General features: G+C 62.5%; 1 pseudogene. It reads right to left on the bottom strand.

The features are described from left to right. Positions 1–403: pseudogene (locus tag NKI67_RS33835) on the bottom strand (hypothetical protein); the annotation flags it as partial. Positions 404–536: the final 133 nt, after the last annotated feature.

Raw genomic sequence — 536 nt, 5'->3', positions numbered from 1 at the left:
CTATCGCGGCCGAAAGCGCCGTGCCGAGCACGCCGGCGACGAGCAGCGTCGCCAGCGCCCAGGCCAGGAAGCCGTGAGCGGTATCGCGGAAGAAGACTTCATCGGTGTGGATGCCGACCCATTTGGTGCGCAGGCGTCCGGCGAGGTAGCCGCCCAGGGCCGACGACAGCCACTGCACGACGATCAGCCAGACGGCGGTGGAAACGGCGAAAGTGGTGACTGACGCACCCGAGCCGGACCATGGCGACACCATGCTCAGCCCAAGCCCGGAGCCGAGCAGCATCAAGATGAAGGTAAGCGTTGACGCAGCAAAGGCGCCGGCGACGATTGGCCCCCAGCTGACAGCAGTGGAAGCGGATTCCGTCGGGGCGGAAACGTCGACAGCTGTTACGGTGGACTGCATCGAAGCCTCCCTACCGTGCGAACAGCATGATCAGAATAATGATCGGAATTGGGACTCCGAGAAGCCAGAGCAAAATGCCACGTCCCATGGATGCCTCCTGCGGCGATTGTGATCAACTACAATGCCTTGAAAG

It is taken from the genome of Mesorhizobium sp. M0408, from assembly GCF_040321495.1.
Classification (GTDB): domain Bacteria; phylum Pseudomonadota; class Alphaproteobacteria; order Rhizobiales; family Rhizobiaceae; genus Mesorhizobium.
This window is presented reverse-complemented; position numbering and strand designations above follow the sequence as displayed.